17 protein-coding genes are annotated in these 14,250 nt (G+C 65.7%); 9 read left to right on the top strand and 8 right to left on the bottom strand.

From position 1 onward, the window contains the following. The first annotated feature begins 43 nt into the window (after positions 1–43). The 5 genes from AOA14_RS04145 to trhO all read left to right on the top strand — a co-directional run bounded on the left by AOA14_RS04145 (position 44) and on the right by trhO (position 5,176). Positions 44–865, top strand: a complete 822-nt coding sequence (locus AOA14_RS04145; protein WP_062900881.1) for a hypothetical protein — start codon at positions 44–46, stop codon at positions 863–865. Between the two features lie 147 nt (positions 866–1,012). Further along, positions 1,013–1,366: a Rap1a/Tai family immunity protein gene (locus AOA14_RS04140; RefSeq protein WP_202988376.1), complete on the top strand. Its 354-nt coding sequence runs from the start codon at positions 1,013–1,015 to the stop codon at positions 1,364–1,366. A gap of 14 nt (positions 1,367–1,380) precedes the next feature. After that, positions 1,381–2,295, top strand: coding sequence for a CDF family Co(II)/Ni(II) efflux transporter DmeF (gene dmeF / locus AOA14_RS04135; protein ID WP_234180517.1), 915 nt, complete (start codon positions 1,381–1,383; stop codon positions 2,293–2,295). A 95-nt stretch (positions 2,296–2,390) separates the two neighbouring features. Then, the gene (locus AOA14_RS04130) at positions 2,391–4,403 is read left to right on the top strand and encodes a GMC family oxidoreductase N-terminal domain-containing protein (RefSeq protein ID WP_062900879.1); all 2,013 of its coding nucleotides are present in this window, start codon (positions 2,391–2,393) and stop codon (positions 4,401–4,403) included. Positions 4,404–4,447: 44 nt separating this feature from the next. Beyond that, positions 4,448–5,176: an oxygen-dependent tRNA uridine(34) hydroxylase TrhO gene (gene trhO, locus AOA14_RS04125; protein WP_082819815.1), complete on the top strand. Its 729-nt coding sequence runs from the start codon at positions 4,448–4,450 to the stop codon at positions 5,174–5,176. Positions 5,177–5,213: 37 nt separating this feature from the next. On the opposite strand, the gene AOA14_RS04120 is transcribed toward trhO, so the two are convergent. Next, positions 5,214–6,461, bottom strand: a complete 1,248-nt coding sequence (locus tag AOA14_RS04120) for an aspartate kinase (protein ID WP_003038658.1) — start codon at positions 6,459–6,461, stop codon at positions 5,214–5,216. Between the two features lie 222 nt (positions 6,462–6,683). On the opposite strand from AOA14_RS04120, the gene ubiG reads away from it, so the two are divergent. Together ubiG and AOA14_RS04110 are read left to right on the top strand one after the other, a co-directional pair. After that, complete coding sequence (gene ubiG, locus AOA14_RS04115) at positions 6,684–7,409, top strand: bifunctional 2-polyprenyl-6-hydroxyphenol methylase/3-demethylubiquinol 3-O-methyltransferase UbiG (RefSeq protein WP_062900878.1); 726 nt, start codon at positions 6,684–6,686, stop codon at positions 7,407–7,409. Between the two features lie 215 nt (positions 7,410–7,624). After that, entirely contained in the window at positions 7,625–8,137 is a 513-nt protein-coding gene (locus tag AOA14_RS04110) for a GNAT family N-acetyltransferase (protein ID WP_062900877.1), read from the top strand. Positions 8,138–8,167: 30 nt separating this feature from the next. On the opposite strand, the gene AOA14_RS04105 is transcribed toward AOA14_RS04110, so the two are convergent. The 5 genes from AOA14_RS04105 to AOA14_RS04085 all read right to left on the bottom strand — a co-directional run bounded on the left by AOA14_RS04105 (position 8,168) and on the right by AOA14_RS04085 (position 11,416). Further along, positions 8,168–8,473, bottom strand: coding sequence for a hypothetical protein (locus AOA14_RS04105; protein WP_062900876.1), 306 nt, complete (start codon positions 8,471–8,473; stop codon positions 8,168–8,170). A gap of 43 nt (positions 8,474–8,516) precedes the next feature. Beyond that, positions 8,517–9,212, bottom strand: a complete 696-nt coding sequence (locus tag AOA14_RS04100; RefSeq protein WP_238929723.1) for an esterase/lipase family protein — start codon at positions 9,210–9,212, stop codon at positions 8,517–8,519. Between the two features lie 59 nt (positions 9,213–9,271). Next, positions 9,272–10,444: a PQQ-dependent sugar dehydrogenase gene (locus AOA14_RS04095; RefSeq protein ID WP_062900874.1), complete on the bottom strand. Its 1,173-nt coding sequence runs from the start codon at positions 10,442–10,444 to the stop codon at positions 9,272–9,274. 79 nt (positions 10,445–10,523) lie between these two features. Continuing rightward, positions 10,524–11,159, bottom strand: a complete 636-nt coding sequence (locus tag AOA14_RS04090) for a sigma-70 family RNA polymerase sigma factor (protein ID WP_062900873.1) — start codon at positions 11,157–11,159, stop codon at positions 10,524–10,526. Beyond that, a complete protein-coding gene (locus tag AOA14_RS04085) occupies positions 11,159–11,416 on the bottom strand; it encodes a NepR family anti-sigma factor (RefSeq protein ID WP_058812440.1) in 258 nt (85 codons plus the stop codon). Before AOA14_RS04085 ends, AOA14_RS04090 begins: the two co-directional genes overlap by 1 nt. A 165-nt stretch (positions 11,417–11,581) precedes the next feature. Here AOA14_RS04085 and AOA14_RS04080 point away from each other — a divergent pair, with 165 nt between their 5' ends. Beyond that, positions 11,582–11,998, top strand: coding sequence for a BLUF domain-containing protein (locus tag AOA14_RS04080; protein WP_003038631.1), 417 nt, complete (start codon positions 11,582–11,584; stop codon positions 11,996–11,998). A 156-nt stretch (positions 11,999–12,154) separates the two neighbouring features. Continuing rightward, positions 12,155–12,709 carry a sigma-70 family RNA polymerase sigma factor gene (locus AOA14_RS04075; RefSeq protein WP_062902991.1) on the top strand — a complete coding sequence of 185 codons (555 nt, stop codon included), beginning with the start codon at positions 12,155–12,157 and terminating at the stop codon, positions 12,707–12,709. A 55-nt stretch (positions 12,710–12,764) separates the two neighbouring features. On the opposite strand, the gene AOA14_RS19150 is transcribed toward AOA14_RS04075, so the two are convergent. Together AOA14_RS19150 and AOA14_RS04070 are read right to left on the bottom strand one after the other, a co-directional pair. Next, entirely contained in the window at positions 12,765–13,286 is a 522-nt protein-coding gene (locus AOA14_RS19150) for a GNAT family N-acetyltransferase (protein ID WP_082819813.1), read from the bottom strand. A 160-nt stretch (positions 13,287–13,446) separates the two neighbouring features. Next, a complete protein-coding gene (locus tag AOA14_RS04070) occupies positions 13,447–14,241 on the bottom strand; it encodes a response regulator (RefSeq protein ID WP_062900871.1) in 795 nt (264 codons plus the stop codon). Between the last annotated feature and the right edge of the window lie 9 nt (positions 14,242–14,250).

Raw genomic sequence — 14,250 nt, 5'->3', positions numbered from 1 at the left:
TGGCGAGTCCCCTATGCTTGGCGTGGGTCGAGAAGGGGGAATCATGTTTCGATCCATTCTGTCGCTGTGCGCAGCGGCGGGTCTGGCGTCCGCAGCGACGTCGGCCGAGAGCGTGCCGGTCGCCAAGCGCAGTGTTCAAGCGCTCGAAGGCGAATGTTCGGGCGGCGCGGTGCCGAGCTGCGAAGAACTGTATTGGCGGTACTATTTCGGGCGCGTGGTTGCCGCCGATCCGGTGAAGGCGGCGTCCTATCATCTGCGAATGTGCGATCTGGGCGATGCCGCGCAATGCGGGCGCTATGCAGGCAAGGTGTGGCTGAGCAAGCCGGGCTATCCGAAAAATGATACCGCGACGGTCGCTCGTTATGCGAAACGCGGCTGTATGGGCGGCGACAGCATGAGTTGCGGCCTTGCCTACACGATGTCGAAGAAGCCCAATTCCTATGGCGCGGCGGAACGCGCGACCGTCTATCGCAAGCTGTGCCAAGTCGGAAAGCCGGCGGATTGTTCGCTTGCCGCCGATTTCGAGGGCGAGGCGGGGAACAATGCGTTCGCGATGGAATTGGCGCGCAAGGCCTGCGGCCGGGGCGATTCGCGCGCCTGCATCAATGCCGATGTCTATGCCGTGCGGTTGGGCAACAGCCAGCGCCGCTCGGCTGCGGCCGCCAGGCCGACGCCGCCCGTTGCGAACCGGCAGGCACCGCCGAGCGATGCCGGCATGTATCAGCCGAGCAGCGGACGGCGAAGCAACGCACGCGACACCAGCCGTTCGGGCACTGATTCCTGTACCAAGAGCAATGGTACCGCGGGCAAGCGTTATTGGTACTATGGCTTCGACAACCAGAGGAAATACGGCCCCTGTCTCTGATTCACGGGCAGCGCCGGCGCGGTTGCTGCTGCGCAACGAAAAAAGGCGCCGCCTGAGATTGGCAACCCCCGATCCGCGGGTTAAGTAGCCCGCGGGTCGCGATTTTTTCGGGGGAAAATTGCCATGCGTCATTCCGTTTTTTCTGCCTTGCTGGCGTCCGCAGCACTGGCACTAGCAGGGCCGGCTACCGCCGCGCCCGACAGCACGCCGTCGAGCGGCGTGTTCAAGACCGGGCAGGAGGTCCACGATCTGTGCGTGTCGAAGGATGACGCCGATGTGTCCGCGTGCGACTATTTCATCATGGCAGTTCACGACGCGATCAAATTGTACGGCGACACGAAGATGGCCGACAGCAATCTGTGCCCGCCTGAAGGCGTGACCGCCCTCGAACTGCGCAACACTGTTCTCGCGTACTGGAACGGCCGGACGACCAGCCTCAAATATTCGGCGGTCAGTTCGATCCGCAATGCGTTGTTCCAGAAATATGGTTGCAGCGAATAGGAGCCGCCGCGACCGTGGGTGAGGGCGAACACCGGCACGATTTCCTGGGCGCGTCGCATGACGCCAATGCCCGGCGCACGCTGTGGGTGGTGTTGCTGACCGCGGTGATGATGGTCGGCGAGATCGTCGCCGGTTATCTGACCGGATCGATGGCGCTGCTCGCCGATGGCTTTCACATGGCGACGCACGCGGGCGCGCTGGGGTTGGCGGCGATCGCCTATCGCTATGCGCGGACGCACCGGCACGACCCGCGCTTCAGCTTCGGGACGGGCAAGGTCGGCGATCTGACGGGCTTTGCCTCGGCGCTGATCCTCGGCATCTTCGCGCTGGGCATCGCGGTCGAATCGACGATGCGGCTGATCGATCCAGTGGCGGTCGATTTTTCGGCCGCCGCGCTCGTCGCGGTGATCGGGCTGATCGTCAATATCGTCAGCGCGCTGCTTCTGATGGGCGGGCATCACCATCATCACGATCATCATCATGGCCATGACGACCATGCGCACGGCCATCATGCGCACCATGGCGCCGACAATAATCTGAAGTCGGCCTATTTCCATGTGCTCGCCGATGCGCTGACCTCGGTACTGGCGATTGCGGCGCTGCTGGCCGGGCGCTATCTGGGGCTGGGGTGGATGGACCCGATGATGGGGATCGTCGGCGCGCTGGTGATCGCGCGCTGGTCCTGGTCGCTGATGCGCGATACCGCCGAGGTGCTGCTCGATACGACCGATGCGACGATTGCGGCCACGCTGCGCAGCCGGATCGACACAGCCGCGGGCGTGCGGCTGACCGACCTGCACGTCTGGCGCGTCGGCCCCGATGCCTGCGCGGCGATCGTCGAGGTCGAAGGGGCGATGAGCGCGGCGGACCTGCGCGCGCGGCTGGCCGATATCCGCCAGCTCGCCCATCTGACCGTGGCGGTGCGCTGACGGGGGTGTGGCAGGGTTAATGCGGCGGCAATTCGGCGCTTGCCATCGCCGGGTTTTGGCGGATGATCCGGGGCGGCTGAAGCGGGGGACGGGCGATGTCGGCACCTTTCAATTTCGGGCAACTCAAATTTCTGAAGGCGCTGACCGAGGCGCTGTTCCACGGCGCGCCGATGGTCATCTCCGCCGATCAGGTGGTGGCGAACATTACCGAATTGTTCGCGAAGGTCGGCGGCACCAAGCTCGACGAAATTCGCCTGTCGCTGACCGCGACCGAACTGGTGCTCGGCCCGCTGTTCGCGGCGGTCGATGTCGAGACGCGCGCCCACCGCATCCGCAACCGGCTGCAGAACAGTCAGATCGACCTGTTTCAGGACATGGCCCGGCTGCGCGGTATCGTTTACGCCTGCTATTACGGGCATTGGCAGCCGGGGGTCGAGGCAGGCGACCAGCAGGCGAACGCCGCCAATCCGGTGCACCAGCAGATCGGCTTCACGCTGCCCAAATTCCGCGTGCGCGGCCCCGCCGACATGGCGATCACTCGCGTCGAGGGGCGCGAGATCGATCCCGCGCATATATTGGATGCGGATACGCTGGGCGACGAATATGACGTCGTCGTCGTCGGATCGGGCGCAGGCGGCGGGGTCGCTGCGCACAATGTCGCCGCGCGCGGCTACAAGGTGCTGATCGTCGAGGCGGGGCCCTTCTATCCCTCGCCGCGCATCACGCACCACGAACTCGACATGGTGGCGCAGCTTTACAAGCATGGCGCGCTGCAAACCTCGACCAACCGCGACTTCATCGTCTTTCAGGGGCGCTGCGTCGGCGGATCGTCGACGATCAACAACGGCATCTGCCTGCGCGTCAACGAGGCGGGGCGGACACACCCCGATGCGGTTGATGTGCTGGCCCGATGGGCGAGCATCGGCGCGCCGATTGATGCCGACGCCTTTCACGCGAGCTATGACGCGATCCGCGACCGGCTGCATATCGGGACAATCGAGGCGCGCGCCGGGCGGCATAATGGCCCCCATCTGATAAACGGCTGGCACGCCTATGCCGCCGGATCGTCGGACCCCAAGGAACAGCGCGCGGTCGCCGACTGGTTCGCGAAGAATTTCGGGCCGCCGCACACGCCGGAAGCCTGCGCCTATTGCGGCTATTGCAATTCGGGCTGCGCCTATGGCCGGCGGCTCGGCATGGCGCAGACCTATCTGCCCGATGCGTGCCGCGACCATGGCGCGCGCATCGTGCCGGAAACGAAGGTCGACCGGATCGTCTGGCAGACGAGCATCGACGGACGGCGCGAGGCCGAGGGGGTGAAGCTGATCCTGCCCGACGGCAGCCGCCGCACGGTGCGCGCGCGGGTCGGCGTCGTCGTCGCGGCGGGCACCATCGCCTCGTCGAAGCTGCTCGACCGCAGCGACATCGACGGCACCGGGCATAATGTGTCGCTCAACATCGCCTCGCCGGTCGTGGCGCTGATGCCCGAGGGCGTCGGCTGCAATGCCTGGGACGAGGACCAGATGTCGAGCTACGTCGATTGCGGCGATTTCCTGCTCGAAAGCCATTTCCAGCCGCCGATGGCGATGGCGTCGCTGATGCCGGGCTGGTTCACCGACCATAGCGAGCGGATGCGCAACTATGGCCGCGCCCATTCGGCGGGCATCCTGTTCCCCGCCGACCGGCGCGGACGGGTCAAGGACGGCAAGCTGAAATTCGAGCTCGACCGCGATACCGACCTGCCGCTGCTGCGCCGCGCGATGGCGACGCTGACCAAGGTGCATTTCGCCGCCGGAGCGATCGAATGCTATCCGGCGCTGACCAAGGGGCAGCGGCTGACCCCCGACATGGACATCGACGGCTTCTTCGAAACGGCGATCCGCGAATCGGACGATGTGACGCTGTCGAGCAGCCACCCGCACGGTGGCAATGCGATCAACGTCGATCCCGACGCAGGCGTGGTCGATCCCGATTGCCGCGTCCACGGCACGACCAATGTCATCGTCACCGACGCCAGCGTCTTTCCGACCTGCATCCGCGTCAATGCGCAGTGGACGACGATGGCGATGGCGCATTACGCGACCGCGCGGCACGATCCGTTCGGTTAAGGTCTCCTCGCAATGACGGCGGCTTTTGTTTATGGGGCGCGCCGATGACCTTCACTGTTGCCGCTCTCTATCGTTTCGCGCCGTTCGACGACCCCGCCGCGCTGCGCGCGCCCTTGCTTGATCTCTGCGCGGCCCAGGGGGTGAAGGGCACGCTGCTGCTCGCGCGGGAAGGGGTGAACGGGACGATCGCGGGGAGCGCCGAAGGTATCGCTGCAGTCATCGCGCATATCCGCGCGCTGCCCGGCTGCGCCGAGCTCGACGTCAAATATTCATCCGCCGCAGCCATGCCCTTTCAGCGGCTGAAGGTGCGGCTGAAAAAGGAAATCGTGACGATGAAGGTGCCGGGGGTCGACCCGGCGCGCGAGGTGGGTGCCTATGTCGCGCCGGCCGACTGGAATGCGGTGATCGACGATCCCGACACGATCGTCATCGACACGCGCAACGATTTCGAGGTCGGCTATGGCAGCTTCGCGGGCGCGGTGAACCCGCAGACGAAAAGCTTCGGCGATTTTCCCGGCTGGTGGCGCGACCATGCCGCCGATTTCGCCGGGAAGCGCGTCGCGATGTTCTGCACCGGCGGCATTCGCTGCGAAAAATCGACCGCCTTCCTGAAAAGCGAAGGCGTCGCCGATGTCGTTCACCTGAAAGGCGGCATCCTCGCCTATCTGGAGCAGATACCGGAGGCCGACAGCCGCTGGCAGGGCAGCTGTTTCGTCTTCGACGAACGCGTCAGCGTCGGCCACGGCTTGGTCGAGATCGGCGACAAGGACTGACCGGCCCGGCCGCCGAAGCCTCCCCTGCGGGCCGCAATCAGTCGGCGTCGAGGCCGTAGGCGGTGTGGAGCACGCGCACCGCGAGTTCGGTTTCATCCTCGTCGATCAGCACGCTGACCTTGATCTCGCTGGTCGAGATCGCCTGGATGTTGATGCCGCGATCGGCGAGCGCGCGGAACATCGTGCTGGCGACGCCCGCGTGGCTCTTCATGCCGACGCCGACGACGCTGATCTTTGCGACCTTGTCGTCCGACAGGATGCGGTTGAAGCCGATCTTGTCCTTCGCGGCTTCGAGCAGGTCGATCGACCGCAAGAGGTCGGCGGCGGGAACGGTGAAGGTCACGTCGGTCTCGCCCTTGTCGCGGCCGACGTTCTGGATGATCATGTCGACGTTGATCCCCGCGGCGGCGAGCGGGCCGAAGATGTTGGCGACGCCGCCCGGACGGTCGGGGACGCGCGTCACGATGATCTTCGCTTCATTCTTGTCGTGGGCGATGCCGGTGATCAGCTGCCGTTCCATCTGATGTTCCTCTATTTCCTCGTCGCTGACGATCATCGTGCCTCTTTTGGGTGCCTCGTCGCCCTCGACGAAGCTGGAAAGCACCTGCACGCGCACGCCCATCTTCATCGCGAGGCCGACCGAGCGCGTCTGGAGCACCTTGGCGCCGACGCTCGCGAGTTCGAGCATTTCTTCATAGGTGACATAATCGAGCTTCCGGGCGCGCGCGACGATGCGCGGGTCGGTGGTATAGACGCCGTCGACATCGGTGTAGATGTCACAGCGATCGGCCTCGACCGCCGCGGCGACCGCGACAGCGCTGGTGTCCGATCCGCCGCGCCCCAGGGTCGAGATGCGACCATCGTCCATCATCCCCTGAAAGCCCGGGATCACCGCGACTTCGCCGCGGCCCATCGCGGCGAGCAGCGCGCCCGTTTCGATATCGAGGATGCGGGCGCGGGCATGCGCCTCTTCGGTGCGGATGGGGAGCTGCCAGCCGAGCCAGCTGCGCGCGGGAACGCCCATCGCCTGCAGCGTGAGCGCGAGCAGACCCGACGTGATCTGTTCGCCCGCCGCTACCACGACATCATATTCCGCCGGGTCGTAACGCGGGTTCGCCTCGCGGCAGAAATTGACGAGCCGGTCGGTCTCGCCAGCCATCGCCGAGACGACGACGGCCACCTCGTTGCCCTGTGCCACTTCGCGCGCGACCAGTTTCGCGACGGTGCGAATCCGCTCGGTGCCCGCCATCGACGTGCCTCCGAATTTCATCACGATCCGTGCCATCTCGTCCCGCCTTTTCGCAAACTGGTTTCGGCCGCAACTTCCAAGGATTTCCGCGGCGACCGCGCTGTTAGGGAAGGGGGAGCGCGATGGCAAGGCCGACAGATTATACCATCAGGATATTTTTTCTTGTCCGTTCGCAACAGGAGCGCCGGTATCCGCCGAACGATTATTCTATCCCGATAAGTCTTGTGCCGCGCCGGACGGGGTGCCAAATCGCGCTCTATGAGCGCTACGACAATCAATCCGCACGAAGCCGCCCATTTCGGCGCGCTCGCCGCCGACTGGTGGGATCCGCACGGCTCGTCCGCCATGCTGCACAAGCTCAACCCGGTGCGCCTGTCCTATATTCGCGACCGGATCGACGCGCATTGGCTGACCGACAGCCGCGATCTGAAGCCGCTCGCCGGCAAGCGCGCGCTCGACGTCGGATGCGGTGCGGGCCTGCTTGCAGAACCGCTTGCGCGGATGGGGGCGGCGGTGACGGGGGTTGATGCCGCACCCGAAAATATCGCCGCGGCGCGCGCGCATGCGGCCGGGCAGGGGCTGGGAATCGACTATCATGCGGGCGAACTGGCGGCACTGCCGCCCGCGACCTTCGACCTCGTCACCTCGATGGAGGTGGTCGAGCATGTGGCCGATCCGGCGGCCTTCATCGCCGAACTTGCCGCGCGCCTGGCGCCCGGCGGACTGATGATCCTGTCGACCCCCAATCGCACCGCCCTGTCGAAGCTGCTGCTCGTCGAGGCGGCCGAGCGGATCGGCGCCGTGCCGCGCGGCACGCACGACTGGGACCAGTTTCTGAAGCCCGAAGAATTGACCGCGCTCCTCGCGGCGGCGGGGCTTGAAGTCGTCGATCGCACCGGCCTCGCGCCATCGGCAGCGCGCGGGTTCAAGCTCGGCGGCAGCGAAGCGCTGAACTATCTGCTCGCGGCGCAGCGCGCGGGCTGATCGCGCGCTTGATCGCGGCGCCGGCGCCTGATAGGCACCGCTGCGATGACCAACGACCGATCCCTTCGATTCAAGGCGTATTGGCGCTCCTTTACCTAAGGAGCGGCATGGCATCATTCATCATGACCATGGCCGCCGTGTCGGAAGGCGAATGGTCATCATCATGAAACCGCACCCCCTCTGTCACGGCGCGCCTTTTAGAAGAGACGCTTGCGATGACAGAGACTTTGATCCGCCTCACCACCCCGCGATGCCGCATCGACCGGCTGGTCGCCGATGATGCCGCCGACCTCTGGGCGATCACCGATGCGTCGGTGACGTCGCAGGTCCATTTCCTGCCCGAACCCTTCACCAAGGACGAAGCCGCCGCGCTGATCGCGCGGTCGCGCGGCGACGATGTCTTCCACGCCGTGCGCGACGCGGCGGGGCTCGCCGGGGTCATCGGCGTCCACCGCCGCGGCGCGGGCGAATATGAGGTCGGATACTGGTTTGCGGCGCGCGCGCGCGGGCAAGGGCTGGCGCGCGAAGCGGTCGGTGCGACGGTGCGCGAGATTGCGGCGGCACGGCGCGGCGCGACGGTCGTCGCCGAATGCCGGCCGGGCAATGCGCGGTCCGAAGCTTTGCTGCGCGCGGTCGGCTTCGTACCGACGGGGACCGCGGGACGGCGCCCCGGGCGCGCGCTGTTCGTGTGGCGCGCGGCGCCGGGCGAGCGGATCGATGTTTGCTGAGGGTGCTGAGGGTGCTGAGGGCCGGTTCGATCAGGATCCGAGCGCGGCAAGGCGGCGGCGGTCGACCCAGCCGGTAGCGCAGGTCGCCCCGCGCGCGGGAACGCAACTGTTGCGGCGGCTGGCATAGGCGACCCACGCCCAGCCGCCCTGTTCGCCGCACACCATGACGCGCGTTCCCGCGCGCAGCCGGTCGGTCTTGCGCGCGGCCAGGCTGGGCGAGCGATAAACGGCGACGCGGGCGCTCTGCGCGTTGCCCGTGACGACCGCGGGCGGACAGGCGGCGGGCGCGGCGGCGCCCTGCATCGCGAGCGCGAGTGTTGCAAAGATCGTCAGCATCGGTGCATTCCTTTGGCTAGCTCTGTCGCCGGCCTATCACACATCAGCCTATCTCTTCGGTTAACGCCTTGGCAATTGCGGCGACCGAGGTCGGGGCATAGGCAAAGCCCATATGTGCGCATTCGACCTCGATCTGCCGGTCGCTTTCGTGCGGCAGGCCGCGCGCGCTGTTCACCGCGACGACGCCGTCATGCTTGGACCATAAGGCAAAGGTCGGCATTTCCGGGCGCGGCGCCGGGTGGAAGTCGATGGGGGGATTGTCGACCGGGTGGCGCGCGATCAGATGATAGAGCCGCCAGGCGCGATTGGCGCGGCGGCTGCCTGAAAAGGGCGAACCGAGCGTGACGACGCGCGCGACCTTGTGTGGGTGATGCTTGGCATATTCGCGCGCATAGATGCCGCCGAGGCTCCAGCCGACGAGTGCGGGCGGCCGCCCGGTGCGCGCGATGATCCATTCGACGCGCGCATCGATACGGTCGATGATGTCGGCGGTCGCGCCGCGGTTGAAGCCGAGGCCCCAGGCATAGCAGCGAAAGCCCGCGCGGCGCAGGTCGGCGCGCAGCGCCTTCGTCGACCAGTCGCCCGACAGAAAGCCCGGCAGCACCATCACCGGCGGGTGGGCACTGTCGGGATTGGGTTCGGGCGGCATCGGCCGGACGCGTCCGCCGAGCGCGCGCAGCAGCGATCCCGCCTCACGCCAGAGCAGCGCCAGCCGCGGCGGGGCGTCGGGGTCGGGCACGCGCGCCGGCCAAAGGGCGCGCCTCGAGAGATAGCTGCGGATCATCGTCGGCGCGGCAGTCAGGCCTTCGGGACCAGCTTCAGCAGCTTGCCGTCCTTGCCGTCGGTCAGCAGCCAGACGCTGCCGTCGTCGCGCACCTCGACCTCGCGGATACGGGCGCCGAAGTCCCAGCGATCGGACTTGTGCAGCGTGTCGCCGTCGATCGCCATACGGATCAGCCCCTCGCCCGACAGTGCGCCCATCAGCAGGCTGTTCTTCCAGCCGGGATAGGCGTCGCCGCCGTACCAGACGAGCCCCGCGGGCGACACCGAGGGGTTCCACCACAGCTTCGGCGCGGCAAATTCGGGGCGGGTCGGATGATCGGGAATGTCGCGGCCGTCATAATGATCGCCGTTCGACACGATCGGATAGCCGTAATTGGCCTTTGCCGCGACCAGATTGACCTCGTCGCCGCCCTTCGGCCCCATTTCCTGGTTCCAGAGCCGGCCTGTCCCATCGAACGCGAGGCCCAGGATATTGCGATGACCAAGCGACCAGATTTGCGCGGTCACGCCGCCTGCGGAAGCAAAGGGGTTGTCGGCGGGGACGCTGCCGTCTGGGTTCAGGCGCAGGATCTTGCCGAGATTGGCCTGCATGTCCTGCGCCGGATCGAACTTCTGCCGCTCGCCCGAACCGATGAACAAATATCGGCCATCGGGCGAGAAGGCGAGGCGGTGCGAATAATGGCCGCGGCCGGGCACTTTGGGGTCCTGTTTCCAGATCACTTCCAGCCCGTCGAGGCGCGGCGCGGCGCCCTGGACCAGCTTCGCCCGGCCGACCACCGCGCCGGCGGTGTCGCCGGGGCCGGCTTCGGCCCAGCTCAAGTAAATGGTACCGCTCTGCGCGAAATCGGGGGCGACGATTACATCGCCGAGCCCGCCCTGACCGGCGTAGAGAACCGGGGGTGTCCCCGCGACATCGCGCGCGGCGCCGCCTTCTTCCCAGAGTTTGAGTTTGCCCGACTTTTCGGTGACGAGCGCGATGCGCGTTCCGGGCAGGAAGGTCATCGCCCAGGGCTCGTTGAAGGCCGCTGCCTCCTGCACCGTGAAGGGCGCATCGGCGAGCGCGGTCGCGGGCTGCGCGCCCGAGGTGTCGAGCGCGGCGCTGTCGGTGGCCGCGTTGCTGGGCGTTCCGGTCGAACAGGCGGCGACGGCCAGTGCGGCCGATAGCGCAAGGGCGGGGATTTTCTGCATGAAAAGGCTCGCTTTGCTGGGGAGGTGGGCGGCCAGTCTGGCGCGCCCGCCCGGAAAAGTCGAGAGGATGCGTGGCGCGCTAGCGGTTCGCGGCTTCGCGGCGCGCGGTGATTTCCTCGACGCTGTCCATGATTGCATCCATCGCCTCGCTCGCCGGTACCGCGTCGGATCGGCGCTGCGAGAATTGACCGCGATCCATGATTTCTTCGAGCGCGGTGCGCGCGCGCGAGACGCGGCTTTTCATCGTGCCGAGCGCGCAGTCGCAAATCTGCGCCGCTTCCTCATAGGACAGACCGCCGGCACCGACGAGGATCAGCGCCTCGCGCTGGTCCTGCGGCAATTCCATCAGCGCGCGCTGGAGATCCGCCATCTCGCCCGAATCTTCCTGCGACGCCGGGGTCGACAGCGTGCGTTCGACGGTTGTTTCGTCATATTCGCCGTGAAATTTGTTGCGGCGCATCTGCGAAAGGAAGGTGTTGCGCAGGATGACGAAGGTCCACGCCTTGATCGAAGTGCCCCGTTCGAAGCGCGCACGCGACGCCCACGCCTTGACCATCGTGTCTTGCGTCAGATCGTCGGCCAAATCGGGATTGCCCGACAGGCTGCGCCCATAAGCGCGCAGATGCGGGATGACGCCAGCGAGAAGCGCCTTGAATTCGCCGTCCGACAGGCTGTGATTTTCCTGCGAACGCGGCGCAGCAGCAGGGCGGGTCATCAGAGTTTAGGGCTTTTCTGATCGAGTTGGGCCAAAAGATCGAGCATCTGGTCGGGAAGCTTTTCGGCGACGACGCTGCCATAGATCATGCGCAGCTTCGCACTCACCGGCTCGGGCGACTGCCGACCGGTCAGCGTGCGATGCCACTGGTCGCTGTCCGTCCCCGGAAAGCTGCCATTCGTGCGGCGCACGACTTCGGCTTCCTCCGCCGGGTGGGGCGGCTTGCCGTTGATCCTGTTGTCACCATGCGTAGCCATGCCGAAGCAACGAGGAAGATCGCCGCTGGTTCCCGGCAATTTCGATTTTGCGACGAATGCGTTGCCAAGGTGCCACACGCGCCCTAAGCAGGCAGGGCAGGCCCGCAGGGGTTTGCGGATGGGGTCACAACGCTCCTTGAATGGGGAAGCCGGGAGTCACGTGACTTGCGATCGATTATTTATGTCAGCGTTGCGGACCCGCTGATAACGCCCGACGACATTGCCGATATTCTGGGTACGGCACGCCGCAACAATGCTCGCGACGCGCTGACCGGCGCCCTGATCTTCAACGGGCATAATTTCATGCAATTGCTGGAAGGTCCGGGCGACAAGGTCGAGGCGTGCCTCGCCGCGATCCGCGACGACCGCCGTCACAGCGGCATGGTCGAGGTGCGGCGGCGCGACATCGACCACCGCGAATTCGGCGACTGGTCGATGCTCTACGAACCCAATTTCGACGGGCATGAGGACAGTCTGAGGCGGCTGGCCGCCAACGGCCGGCTCGACCCCGTCGACGAACAGATGATGGCCAATTTCATCGCGCTTGGACGTCGCCGGCCGGCGGCCGCGGTTCCCGCCTGAGCCATTGCGGCGGGGATCGCCGCTTTCCATCGACGTTTCAACGCGCTAAGCCCGGTGTCATACGCATCGAGAGATTGCCCAGATAAAGGCCCGATTATCAGCGACGACACGCCCCGACCGCTCGACGACGCCAGCTTCAAGCAGGAGCTGGCGGCGATGCTGCCGCATCTGCGCGCCTTCGGCCGCAGCCTGACCGGCAACGCCGACCTGGCCGACGATCTGGTGCAGGAGACGATGCTGAAGGCATGGAAGGCGCGCGCAAGCTATATTCCGGGGCCGTCGAGCATGAAGAGCTGGGCCTTCGTCATCCTGCGCAACTGTTTCCTGTCGCAGATGCGGCGCAAGAAATTCACCGCCGAATATGACGAACTCGCCGCCGAGCGCCTGCTCGTCGCGCCCGACGATCAGGACGACAGCCTGCACCTGTCGGACGTGCAGCGCGCGCTGATGATGCTGCCCGTCGACCAGCGCGAGGCGCTGATCCTTATCGGCGCAGGGCAATTATCCTATGAGGAAGGCGCCGACATCTGCGGCGTCGCGGTCGGCACGATGAAAAGCCGCGTCTCGCGCGCCCGGGCCGCCTTGCAGGCGATCCTCGACGGCGGCGAGATGCCGCTGCGCAGCGAAGACCCGCTGCCCCCGAGCGAAGCCTTCGCGACGATCATGGGCAGCGTCGACCAACTGACAGGCGGGGGACCCTCGCCGGATTGACGGCGCCTGCGTGGCGGTTTGGGAGTGGACGACGCACTTTACTCGCGAATTGCCCTCAATGTGGACGCGGTAGACCGAAAATGTCTCGTTCCAGTCCGTCGGGAAACTTTTCGCGCAAGATTTTTGTGCCACCAAGTTTTTGGACAAGCGCTCGCGCCGCGACGTTATCATCATTCATGTGGGTCTCGACCAAGTCCCAACCCAGCATATCATATCCAAATGCAATGGCTGCACGCGAAGCCTCCAGCGCATAGCCGTTTCGGCGGGCCGATGGAACAATCCACCACGTCAGCTCCGATCTCGGATAGCCTTCAGGCCACCAAAGTCCGCACCCGCCGATCATTAATCCACTCGCGCGCTCTACAACCGACCAGCGGCCATATCCACGCAGTGACCAATGGCCCAAGTCCGTTGCAAGCACACGCCAGGCGCGGTCCGCTTCCATCGGCCCTCCGTAGAAGTGCGATGCCGCGGCATCTGCAAAGAAATCACGATAAACCGGGAAATCCTCGCTTCTCGGACCTCGCAGATCGAGATGTTCTGTTTTCAGGGTGGGGATATGCTCGTGGATTGTCATAACGAGCTGCAGCTTATGACGAACCTCAACTTGCGGGTAAACTTCCGAGAATGGTCGTTTGCCGGATTGCCGGCACATCGGAAGCGAAGGGCTTAGAGGGCGGTTCGGTCTGGAGCGCCGCCCCTCGAGCCGTTCCTCCGACCCAGAGGCCAACGAAGCCTTATGCCGCGAGTTGGGGGGTGAAGAGCAGGCTCTGGCTGATCGCGGCGCGGACCATGTTCTGGCGGAAGGGCTTGGAGATCAGGAAGGTCGGCTCGACGCGGTTGCCGGTGAGCAGGCGTTCGGGAAAGGCGGTGATGAAGATCGCCGGGACGGGGGCGATCGCCAAAATGTCCTGTACCGCGTCGATCCCCGACGATCCGTCGGCAAGCTGGATGTCGGCGAGGACTAGGCCGGCCTCGGTGCGTTCGAACGCCGCGACCGCATCGTCGTGCGTTGTCGCGATTCCGGCGACCTCGTGGCCGAGTTCGCGGACGATCTGTTCAAGCTCCATCGCGATCAGCGGCTCGTCCTCGATAATCAGGACCGAGGTGCGCGATTCGCGGTCGAGGTCGCCGACCGCTTCGGCGAGCAGCGTTTCCACGGTGGGGATGTCGGTGCCGGTGATCGCCGCGGCCTCGTCGGCCGAGAAGCCTTCGAGCGCGGTAAGGAGGAGGATCTGACGGCCGAGAGGGGTGATCCGGCGCAGCCGGTCGTTCGCGGCGCGTAGCACCGGGTCGAGTTCGGCGTCGCTGCCTTCGCCATCGTCGATATAGGCGCTTTCCCAGATGCGGTGAAAGCTGCGGTAGAGGTCGATACGCGTATCGCGACAGGTGCGAAATTCCTGGGGCGCCGCGACGATGACTTCCAGCGTGGTGTGGACAAAATTGTCGCCATGTTGCTGACTGCCCGTGAGCGCGCGCGCATAGCGGCGCAGGAACGGCAGATGGCCACGGATTTCTTCGCCCAAGCTCATGCAGGAACC

The sequence above is a fragment of the Sphingopyxis terrae subsp. terrae NBRC 15098 genome (genome assembly GCF_001610975.1).
GTDB classification, from domain to species: domain Bacteria; phylum Pseudomonadota; class Alphaproteobacteria; order Sphingomonadales; family Sphingomonadaceae; genus Sphingopyxis; species Sphingopyxis terrae_A.
The sequence above is the reverse complement of the archived record's forward strand: the minus strand, read 5'-3'. Positions and strand labels throughout refer to the sequence as shown.

Coding starts and splice junctions, on each gene's coding strand:
- AOA14_RS04085 (WP_058812440.1), bottom strand. CDS start 11,416: ATGGCTACGCATGGTGACAACAGGATCAACGGCAAGCCGCCCCACCCG.
- AOA14_RS04095 (WP_062900874.1), bottom strand. CDS start 10,444: ATGCAGAAAATCCCCGCCCTTGCGCTATCGGCCGCACTGGCCGTCGCC.
- AOA14_RS04070 (WP_062900871.1), bottom strand. CDS start 14,241: ATGAGCTTGGGCGAAGAAATCCGTGGCCATCTGCCGTTCCTGCGCCGC.
- AOA14_RS19150 (WP_082819813.1), bottom strand. CDS start 13,286: ATGACAATCCACGAGCATATCCCCACCCTGAAAACAGAACATCTCGAT.
- trhO (WP_082819815.1), top strand. CDS start 4,448: ATGACCTTCACTGTTGCCGCTCTCTATCGTTTCGCGCCGTTCGACGAC.
- AOA14_RS04075 (WP_062902991.1), top strand. CDS start 12,155: ATGCTGCCGCATCTGCGCGCCTTCGGCCGCAGCCTGACCGGCAACGCC.
- AOA14_RS04120 (WP_003038658.1), bottom strand. CDS start 6,461: ATGGCACGGATCGTGATGAAATTCGGAGGCACGTCGATGGCGGGCACC.
- AOA14_RS04090 (WP_062900873.1), bottom strand. CDS start 11,159: ATGACCCGCCCTGCTGCTGCGCCGCGTTCGCAGGAAAATCACAGCCTG.
- AOA14_RS04130 (WP_062900879.1), top strand. CDS start 2,391: ATGTCGGCACCTTTCAATTTCGGGCAACTCAAATTTCTGAAGGCGCTG.
- ubiG (WP_062900878.1), top strand. CDS start 6,684: ATGAGCGCTACGACAATCAATCCGCACGAAGCCGCCCATTTCGGCGCG.
- AOA14_RS04110 (WP_062900877.1), top strand. CDS start 7,625: ATGACAGAGACTTTGATCCGCCTCACCACCCCGCGATGCCGCATCGAC.
- AOA14_RS04145 (WP_062900881.1), top strand. CDS start 44: ATGTTTCGATCCATTCTGTCGCTGTGCGCAGCGGCGGGTCTGGCGTCC.
- AOA14_RS04105 (WP_062900876.1), bottom strand. CDS start 8,473: ATGCTGACGATCTTTGCAACACTCGCGCTCGCGATGCAGGGCGCCGCC.